4 protein-coding genes are annotated in these 10,547 nt (G+C 59.5%); all 4 read left to right on the top strand.

What is annotated here, in order from left to right:
* Positions 1-551 (top strand): hypothetical protein (locus WBG04_RS18030; RefSeq protein WP_424316101.1); only part of this gene is annotated, 551 nt, incomplete at its 5' end.
* 960 nt (positions 552-1,511) lie between these two features.
* Positions 1,512-5,198, top strand: a complete 3,687-nt coding sequence (locus WBG04_RS18035) for a PA14 domain-containing protein (protein WP_424316102.1) — start codon at positions 1,512-1,514, stop codon at positions 5,196-5,198.
* Between the two features lie 92 nt (positions 5,199-5,290).
* Positions 5,291-6,253: a HEAT repeat domain-containing protein gene (locus WBG04_RS18040; protein ID WP_424316103.1), complete on the top strand. Its 963-nt coding sequence runs from the start codon at positions 5,291-5,293 to the stop codon at positions 6,251-6,253.
* A 43-nt stretch (positions 6,254-6,296) separates the two neighbouring features.
* Positions 6,297-10,547 (top strand): RHS repeat domain-containing protein (locus WBG04_RS18045; protein ID WP_424316104.1); only part of this gene is annotated, 4,251 nt, incomplete at its 3' end.

Raw genomic sequence — 10,547 nt, forward strand, 5'->3', positions numbered from 1 at the left:
TTTCGTTCGATTACACGGTGACAGCCTCCGACCTCACCCGCAGCGGAAACATCGGAATCCTGCTCTATTCCTTCGGCACGGGGGGTGCCAGCACGGCTGCCAACCAATCCTTTTTCGACAACGTCCGGCTTAGTGTGACCTCGCCCCCCCTCGATGACTTCGATGCCTACATTTCCAACCCCTCTTTCGGCATCGACCCGGGTGACAGGGATTTCAATGATGATCCGGATGGAGACAGTCTCGCCAATGGACTGGAATCATGGTTCGGCACCCATCCCGGTGAGTTCAATGCCGGGATCGTGAATCTCGCCACCGACGGCACCGTGACCACCTTCACCCACCCGGAAAATGAGACTCTTCCGGCAGACGTTAGCGGCTACTACCAGTGGTCGCTAAATCTCATCGACTGGTATGAAGGTGCGGAAAGCCCACTGGGTGGTCCTGAGGTGATTTTTTCCATGAATACCGTCGGCACGACCACCACAGTGACTGCCACGGCGGGCGCAGCGACGGATCGGCTGTTTCTCCGAATCGTTGTTGCTCTGGACTGAGTTGATCACGACTCGAACTGGCAAGCGCGCCCAAATTCCTCGGCCCAATGAGCGGGCTGATCGCATGCAATCTCTAGGAAAATATGAAATCCTGTAACGAAACGGATTCTTCGCTGCTTACCCATTGTGGTTATGGAGGTGAATTGCAAATCAGTACGAGCCGGAGGAGTGAGGTCAATAAGCTGACTATCACTCGTTATTCGGTGATGTTGATTGCCATAACCAGAATATCCACACCCGCTTGCTTCAGCAGGAAATCCAGGTAGCTCGGGCTCCCCGCCGCTTGTACACGGTCGGCGCGCATCGATTACTTTGCTTTGTAGTATGATTCGTGAAATCCAGATAAGAGCTGAGCCGAATGCTTCGGAGCTAAAGGTGTATCCAATCGTAGCCTGGGGTATCGCCCAAAGATCAAATTGGTAGAGATAAGCAGCCTTGAGCGGGCGGTCCAAAACTGTGGGAAACACGGCGTTTGGGTCGTCACTGCAGGGCTTGAACGTCTTGACTGATAGATCCCTAGGGTGATGCCCCAGACTGCGATTGAATAGGCTCCTGGGGATAAAAGCGGAATGAAATCGAAATGCGTGATGAACGGTAGAAGGGTCATTGAGCCCATTTGAAAGGGCTTGGTGAAAGGGGCTGAATCTGCGGATAGATCCTATGCGCGAAGGAGTCTTCTCCACTCGGGCGTCGGCATATTTCCGGTGAATCCGCAGTCTGAAAACGTCGGCCGGGGAAGGGGGGCGTGACCGCCAATGTGTGGTAACTGGCCGGGATTTTCAGAAGAAAAGCGTAACTTCCATAAAATTGCATGAGTTGCATCGAATTGCATATAAAATATGTTGGGAAAAAGAAAAATTCAGTTGATGGCATATCAAGTCCTGCCATGACCATCGCCGATGGTTCGCTTGAATCCCTGTTGAGATTCGGACCATTGCAACCCCAGCCCAACGAATTCCGATGCGCACCTTACTCCGAGTTTTCCAGCACCTTTTCTTTGTCGTCCTGGCCTCGTCCGCAGCCGCCCAGACTTCCGGCAGGCTCACCTTGGAGCGGTGGACTTCTGCTGCTCCGTCTGCGACGATCGAGCAATTCGGCAGCGGCAACATCAACGTCAGATCGCCGGATGCGGTTGATCCGGTCTATAGGGCGGCAATTCCCAGGAATTATGCCGATGGCTATGGTGCCAGGCTCCGCGGGGCACTGGTCGCGCCGGTCACGGGTCGCTATGTGTTCTACGTCTCCGGAGACGATTTGGCGGATCTCTGGCTATCGACAAGCGATGCTCCCTTCGACAAGCGGCGGATCGCTTGGCACGGTCGCTTCACTGCGAATAAGCAGTGGGACAAGTACCCGACTCAGCGTTCGGAGTCAATCTGGCTGGAAGCAGGCGAGGCTTACTACATCGAGGGGCTGATGTTTGAAAGCAGTGGTGCGGATCACCTCTTTATTGGATGGAATTACATCGAAACTGCCACGGAATTGACGGCTGCCGCAGTCGGAAGCGTTGCCAGCGAGGCTTGGACTGATGATGGCGAGGTGGTCACCCTCGACGTCGAAGCTGGAGATATCTGGAGCACAAGCGACAATTTTTCCTTCTACAACTACCTAATGGTCGGCGATGGCGAAGTCACCGTCCACGTGAAGTCGCTTACGGCAGGTCACCCCTTCGCCCAGGTTGGCCTGATGATGCGGCCTGACCTCGGGGCGGCTTCGAGCCACGCCTTTGTCGCGAGAACGGCTGGCCAGGGTACTGCCTTCAAGAGGAGGGGCTCGACCGGGGCGACCACGATCCGTCCGAAGCCTTATGTCCCGGATCGTGACTGGTTGCGGATCACCAGAAACGGAGACACCGTTAAAGGCTATCATTCGCAGGACGGCAAGACTTGGCGGGAGCTTGGCAGCCAGTCCTTCGCCAATCTTCCTGCTTCCATTTATGTGGGAATCGCCGCCAGTAGTCATCCCCAGTCCGGAGGTCAGCCGATTCAGGCAACGCTCGATTCCTTCCAGATTCGTGGCAGTAATGCCTCGGAAGTGATTCCTGGAACCCATCTTCAGTCGTTCGTGATCCATCCCGATGATCTGGACGACGACCAACTTCCCGACTCTTGGGAGCTGGCTCAGGGATTCAGCGTCAGCTCTTCTTTTGGTAGCGATGGGCAATACGGGGATCCCGACGGCGACGGTCAGACGAATTTCACCGAGTTCGCCGGCGGCAGCGATCCCAATGATCCCAACAGCACCTCGCCACCCGAAGGGCTCCTCTGGGTCGAGCAGTGGGAGGGCATGCCTCACTTCGATCTGGAGTCCGCACGGGCCAGTTCCAAATTCTACCTCCCGCCCAACCGTTCGGAGCTTGTCGATGGTATCGAGCCTCAGCTGCTGCCCCAGTTTTCCACCACCAGGATGCGGGGATACCTTGAGGTGCCAGATGATGGAGACTACACGTTCTGGATCAGTAATCGCTATTCCGGCGAGATCTGGCTCAGTGACGACGAGACAAAATATCGCAAACAACGGATTTCCTGCCTGAGCACAGCAGAAGGAACAGGCGGCGGCGTCCGGGCCTTCGATGAGAATTACTGGGATCAATACCTCAGTCAGATGAGCCGCGAGATTCCTCTTCTGGCGGGTCGGAAATACTTCTTCGAGGTTCTTGTCCAGCAAGGCCATGCGGCGGATCCAGGAAGATTCCATCACATCAGTCTTGCTTGGGCGGGGCCTGATGGCGTGAGGCGCTGGTTGCCCCTCAGCGCCCTTTCGGGCTATCTGCCTGAACTGGCGGATGCCGATGACGACTATCTCCCCGATGCATGGGAAAATCAGTATGGCCTGAATGCCGCCGACAACGGCTACGGCAATCTGGCGCTGGAAGGTGAGCGGGGCGACTTCGATGAAGACGGCCTGAACAACCGCGAGGAATTCCTTCTCGGAACCAATCCGGCCGATTCGGATACCGACGGTGATGGCCTCAGTGATTTCGCCGAGGTGAGGACCTATGGCACAAGCCCTTCCGTCTCAGATGTCACGCCGGAGACTCTCGTCTCAAATGTGAGCCCCTCCAGTGTGCTTGGCCTCGGAGACTCGTGGATTCAGACCGGCGGCGGCGTGCTGACCAGTTCATTCCGGGGAATTGGAAAATGGAATTTCACCGTGCCGGGTGACGGCATCTGGATCGTCCAGATTGAAGGCGGGCTTCGCGGCGACCTGCGCTTGGATGAGACGCTCGCGGTTCACGCCAGCGTGGACGGGGGAGAGATCGAGCGGGGGACCATGACTTTCCACAACAGCCAGTCAGGATCACTCCGGGTGATCACGCCTTGGCTTCCCGCCGGCAGCCATGAATTCGGCCTCTACGTTGACAACTACACGGCCCGCCGCTCCCTCGAAGTCACCGCCATCAGAATCCTCGCTCCCGGTGGGCTCGATACGGATGGCGACGGCTATTCCGACCCGGTTGAGCAATACTTGACCTCCCGCAACCAGGTTCTTCCCCACACCGCAGTCAGCACACCGATCTCTCCCGTCTTTGTCGAAGGCCTCGCCCGCTCGCGCGATCACTTCGAGCTGCGCATCCAGCACGAAGGACCCGGATCGGCGATTCGCCACAAGGACTCCTTCTGGGCGAAGGAGATTCCCCGCATTCAAAGCAGTCGCAACAGTCTGATGAACGCGCTGCTCATCAATCCGGGAGGGGACCACAGTGCAGCCGGAAGCCTTCATCCCGGTCTGGATGGCCCCGGCTACGGCCGCTGGTTCGCCGAGATCCCACTCAATGCCAACCAAGCCACCGGATATTCCGCCTTCTTTGAAAATGGAGCACTCGGAAACAGCGGAGTATTCGTCTGGCGTCCGATCAACCTCTTCGCCACCACCCAGATCACCATCCCCGCCGGCCGCGATCTTCTCATGGGAGCCTGGGATGGTGAGAGTGACAATTCCGACCTGACCTTCACCATCGACGGCCAGCCCCAGCCGACCTTCAAGGCGAAGGACGCCATCGCCTGGAGCTTCCCGAGCCCCGGCAGCTTCCCGGTCAGCGTGCTCCATCACCAGTCCGGTCTGACGCTCGACCTCACCGTCAACGTCCGCGCCGCCGACCTGCAGCCCGACATCGCCCTCGGCGAGCTGCGTTTCCGCGATGTCGATCTCCCCGGCGTCGCCTCCGACCTCGCCCTCGACACCGGCGGCGAGATCGCCTTTGACGGACTCCACATCCTCGCCACCGGCGGCACCACCACCACCATGGGTGGACTATTCCCCGGCATCCACCGCACCGCCGCCCGCCTCACAGAAACCGAAGCGATCCTCGATCAGGAAGTCGTCCACGTCGTCGGCGTCTCCGATGCCCTGCGAAATGCCAGCGACCTTGCTGCGCCGCAGGGAGATGACATTTTCCTCGTCCGCTCACCGCTGCTCGTCACCCACCTGCCTGCCGATGGAGCCACCGTGAAGATATCCATCTTCGCCGGGGGCGTGACCTTCGCCGATGGCACCACCGTCAAGGAGATGGACAACGCAGACCTCGATGAAAATGGAGTGATCACTCTGGAATTCCTGATGCCAGCAGAACGCCTCGGCGCCCCCTGCCACTACATCGACGTCTTCGACAAAAATGGTGCCCGCATCTGGAGCAGTAACGGCTAAGGGAGCGCAAGCGTCCCGCCCCTGTCTTCAGGAAAACCCGCGCACCATCCGCATACCAACCACTTTTCAATTTCCACCCGGCACTCATCCCAATGTCCCGCCTTCTCGCCTACGCCCTGATCCTGATCCTCGCCGGAGCCACTGTGCTCTTGGGGATCAAGGTGCTTTCCCAAGGCGGTGACGACATTGCCCAGGTGCCCGAGCCCGACCGCACGACGCCGGACCGCACGACGCCGGACCGCACCATGCCGACCCGCCCGCCCGCCACACCCCACCTCGTCCGCCAGCTCGTCGATCCCTCCAAGCACCTCGAAGAACAGATCGAAGCCGTCCGCGGCCTGCCTGACGATCTCACTGCCGAGGAATTTGCTGCCCTCATCGCCATCCTTCACCAGCCCGCCCCGCCGAAGGCCGATCCCGGCCGCTGGTATGCTCTGCAAAACGAGATCATGGAAGTCCTGCGCCAGCCGCGCTTCACCTGGGAAGGCTACTCAGGTGCCTTGGCTGACCTCGTCGCCGATCGAAATGCCGACCCAGTGATGCGTGATTACGCTGCCCAGCACCTCGCTCTCTATCTCGGAGACCGGGCAGACCAGCTCCCGGAGGAAGATTCCAGCGCTGCACTGGATTCCCTGCTCGGCGTCCTTCGTGGCAGCCGCGAATCTCACGAAATGGTCTCCGGCACAACCTTGATGGCTCTTTGTGACTTAAACACCCGTCGTCCCGAACTTCTTGAGGAGCACCGTAGCACCCTCGGCCCAGCCATCCTCGCCCTCGTCACCGGCGAGCGTTCCGCCAGCATGTCCAACCAGGTCGCAGCCATTCAAGCAGCCGGTCGTATGGGCTTCCCCGAAACGCTTCCCGCGATCCGCAGCTTCGCCTCCGGAGAGGCCCCGAATCCCTCCGTCGAGCTCAGCAGCATCGCCGCCCTCGGCTACTTCGCTGATCCGGAGGATAAAGCTCTACTCACCGAACTCGCCGAAGGCGACACCCGCCTCCGCTTCGCCGCCCGTTCCGCTCTCAAGAACTACGACAAATTCCCACCGACCCACTGACAATACAGCCAGTCTCACCTTTCCCATTCCCGCCAATCAATCCATGATCACCAGAAATAATTTCAAAGAGGTCAGCCTCGCGGCTCTTGCTTTTCTAGCCCTCCTCAGCACGTCTGTGACGGGGACGAACCTACCTTCGGGCGTGAACTGCACCGGAGGCGGAGGCTGTGGCAAGGAGACCGGGGAATCGGATGGAGACCCAGGCTCAGCTAGCACCAACAGCGTCGAGATCACCCTCAATCTCGGAGTCGCGCCGCTGGATCGCCCGAAGAATTTCTCCGGCCTCTTCGAAATGGCCAGATTCAACTACGACGACGAGGATCTACCTCAGGGGCTCAACGGTCTGGAAAGCTACTACTCCTCCAACCCCGTTCGTGGAACCTGGGCGGTCGACGCCAAACTTGAAACTCCGGACATCAGCGAGGCATCGTTCAAGCGCTCGTCGCTCCGGATCAACCACGACTTCAGAATGGAGATCATCAAGGACTCCGGCGGTGTCAGACAGGTCCTCAACAACTACTTCCTCGTCGATTTCCAGGACCTCCCGTCCGGTCAGGAGGGGTTCATCGCCAAATGGTACCCTGCAGCGAATAAGGGGACCAAGCAGGGCAGCTTCTACTCGCCCACCGGAGCCCACGTCAAGGAGGTCAAGATCAGCAACCCAACTCCCACCCAGAACTACAACCAGCTCTACATGGAGTCCGGAATGGAATACCCGGAAGGGTGGGTGACTCGCTTCTATCGTTTTTCAAGCAGTGTCAACAACAGCGGCCGGGTTGAGCATGTTCTCGACACCCTTACCGCTAGCCCGGACAACGGAGGCAAGGTCATCGAAAGGGAGAGCCTCGAATACTTCTCGGGAGCACCCGTCAACGGTGTCGAGCAGAAGAATCAGGACCGCATCAAAACGATCAGCCGCGCGGATCTAACAGCATCGGGGATCAATACGACTGGCACACCGACCCTGAAGGTCGTCTCCCGCTACAGAGAGGTCTTCCAAGATATTGGCGGTAAGAAGAGGATGACCAGCCGCATGGTGCTAGGTAGCCCCACAGCGACGACCGGTGGGCTGGAAACCAAAATGGGCTATTACGATGACCCCGGGGACTCATCCCTGCTCGGCCGACCGAAATGGGAACTCCGACCGGATGGCTCCTGGACCATCTGGAAGATTTCCGGAACCGCCTCCACCCAGACACTCACCACCTACACCCCCTTCGCCAATGGACCATCGGGCTTCACGCTCCAAAGCAATGGAAGCAATGCCGACTCGGTCCCCGATCAAGGCTGCCTGATCGAGGAAAAAATCCTCACCTCGGCCACGTCTGAGACACGAATTCGGGTGGGATCCCAGCTGATTTCCCGAAGTGTTTCCACCAATTCTACGGGTTCCGGAGGGGAACTCGTCACCAAGACTGAGCGCCTCGCCGGTCTCCAGGGAAGCGGTCCGAACGAGTCCGATCCATCCCTTGTGACTGTCATTGCCTACAATCCGCTGGGCAACGCTACGGCTCCGGGAGCCGGTAGGATCGCTTGGGAAATCCACGATGACGGCACGGCCACCGTCTACTCCTACTCCTCGAATGGCGTCGGTGGAGTTACGGTGACCAAAACCACCGGTGCCACCTCCAGCAGCGGAATGTCGGCAGCTCCATCAATTTCCGCCGGCACCACCACGGTCACCAAATTCAACAGTTTCTGGAAGGAATACGAATTTGCCGAATACGATGGAACCTCCGCCACCGGGACAGCTTCGATGAGTTGGGTTGTCACCTACCAGAACGTCGATAGCTTCGGAAGACCGACCGACAGAATCTGGAGCTTCGGCGGTGTCGCCGGCGGCTCGGAGTCCTTCGTTTACGACTGCTGTGGACTCAAAGAGCATGTCGCACGCGACGGCTCCATCACCGAGAGCTATCGTGATCAGCTCAAGCGCGTTTACCGTGTGGATCGCAAGACAGTTGCGGCGAGCCCCGTGGTAACGACGCTGACCACCATCTCCGGCCTGACCACCACCACGACCCGGGATGGAATTTTCGTTTCGGAAGTCAACCGCTCGCTTGATGGACTAGAGACAAGAACCGTCAACCCCTCCCGCACGTCGGGAACATCGACGGGTCGCCTTACTAGCAGAACTAGAACCGACGCTGCGGCGCGCACAACCACTCAGGACTGGCTATCAGGAACGTCGCCTGAAGTTTGGACCACCCTCAGCACCAGCACCCGCTATCTTGACGGCAAAACACACACCGTCACCGGCGCCCGGGTCACCGACACCACCTACACCTATGCCGCTCACACGGACACCACGTATGGTCCCGGTTTGAAAACCACCGCCACAAGCTCCGGCTTGGTCTCCCAGAGCTTCACCGACCCTCTCGGTCGCAGCTTCAAGACCATCAGTCCCGGCAGCGGAACCACCCTCTACACCTTCCACCCCGTATCCGCCTCCTCAGGTTCCCGCGGCAGGGTTCACACTATGACCGACGCCGACGGGGTCTCCACCACCTACGGCTACGATTCCGAAGGCGAACGCATCACCACCACCCGGACCGTGCCAGTTGGCCTAGGCCACACCGCCACCAACCTGACTTCCACGACCACCCCCGACATCGTCGCCTCCGCCGGACCCTTCCACGGAATCTCGCTCGGGGCATCCTACCGCACGATTTCCCAGCTCGGCGGCACGACGGTTGCCACCTCCTACCGCTCGCTCGACGGCCTCAAGTCCGCCAGCGTCACTCTCTCCGGGACGACGGTATCCGTTGCCACCTACCCGGACTCATCCGGCGTCGCCACCACCACCACCATCCAGCCGGACACCACGAAAACCATCACCACCACGAAGAATGGCCTGACCGACAAAGTGGAAATCAGAACAAGCACGGGAGGCCTCATCAAATCGATCGCCTACGGTTATGACTCCAAACGCCGCCTGATCTCGGTACTCGACTCCGAGACCGGCCCCACCGACTACGATCTTGACGATAATGACCTCGCTGATGTCACCGAATCCGGCCAGCCGCTTCAAATGACGGCTGCGAATGGTGACAAGACCACCTATTTTTACGACATCTTCGGGCGCCCCATCCAGACCGACCTTCAGCGAGGATCCGGTCCAGTCCACAGCACCCACACTTCCTACGACCTTGCCGGAAACGTCGCCGGCACCTGGGGCAGCCAGACCTACCCCACCTACCGCATCTACAACGACTTCAACCAGCTCACCAAGCTCCGGACCTACAAGAACCTGACCGGCGAGCCGACCCTTGCCACCACAGCCTATGCCGAGACCGAGTGGATCTACGGAACCACCACCGGCCGCCTCGACCGGAAGGAATACCACGATGGCAATGGCACCGACTACGAATATAGCGATGCCGGGCGTCTGGAGCTTCGCACCTGGGAACGCGGCATCACCACCGAATACATCTACACCCACGGCATGCTCACCTCCGTCGACTACTCAGGCACCACCCCGGACGTCACCTACACCTACGACGCCCTCGGACGCCAAGCATCCATCGCAAATGCCAACGCCACCTCCGAATTCGACTACGCCGACGGACAAGGTGAAGATCTCGGTCTCGATATTGAAACGATTACTTACACTCTGCCAAATCCGGCAGATTCAGAGAACCCGATTACTTTCACCCGCGTCCTCGATCGCCGCGATCGATCCCTCGGCCGTGACACAGGCTGGGAACTTGAGGAGACATCCGGCGACCCGGCTGTCACCACCGTCGAAAACCAAGTCACCTACGGCTACAGCGCCACCACCGGCTTCCTTGCCACCGTCGCCAACGGCACCGACACCTTCACCTACGGCTACGCCTACAACCAAAGCAACGCCGCCTCCCCGAGGATCGGCGCCACCAGCGGTGCCGCGCTCGGCACCATGCCCTACACCCTGGAAAAAAGCGGCACCACCACCCTGCGCACCCTCAGCACCTACGAAGCCCACCGCAACGTCCTCGACGTCATCGACAACCAAGCCTCCGGCCTCACCGTCTCCAAGTTCGACTACACCGTCAATGAACTCGGCCAGCGCACCGACCTCACCACCACCTACGACATGGGCACCGGCAGCGGCATCACTCCCAACCCCGGCAGCACCTCCTGGACCTACGACGACTTCGGCCAGATCGAACTCGCCGACAGCCCCGGCACCACAGCAGACCGCTCCTACCTCTTCGACAGCATCGGCAACCGCAAGCAGTCCGCCGACAGCCTGACCCTTCCCGGCAGCGACAACTACGTCTCCAACGCCCTCAACCAGTACACCGCCGTCGGC

The sequence above is a fragment of the Haloferula sp. genome, assembly GCF_049672945.1.
Taxonomy (GTDB): Bacteria; Verrucomicrobiota; Verrucomicrobiia; order Verrucomicrobiales; family Akkermansiaceae; genus Haloferula.

Excerpts from the sequence above, each read along its gene's own strand:
- WBG04_RS18035 (WP_424316102.1), top strand. The coding sequence starts at position 1,512 with ATGCGCACCTTACTCCGAGTTTTCCAGCACCTTTTCTTTGTCGTCCTG.
- WBG04_RS18040 (WP_424316103.1), top strand. The coding sequence starts at position 5,291 with ATGTCCCGCCTTCTCGCCTACGCCCTGATCCTGATCCTCGCCGGAGCC.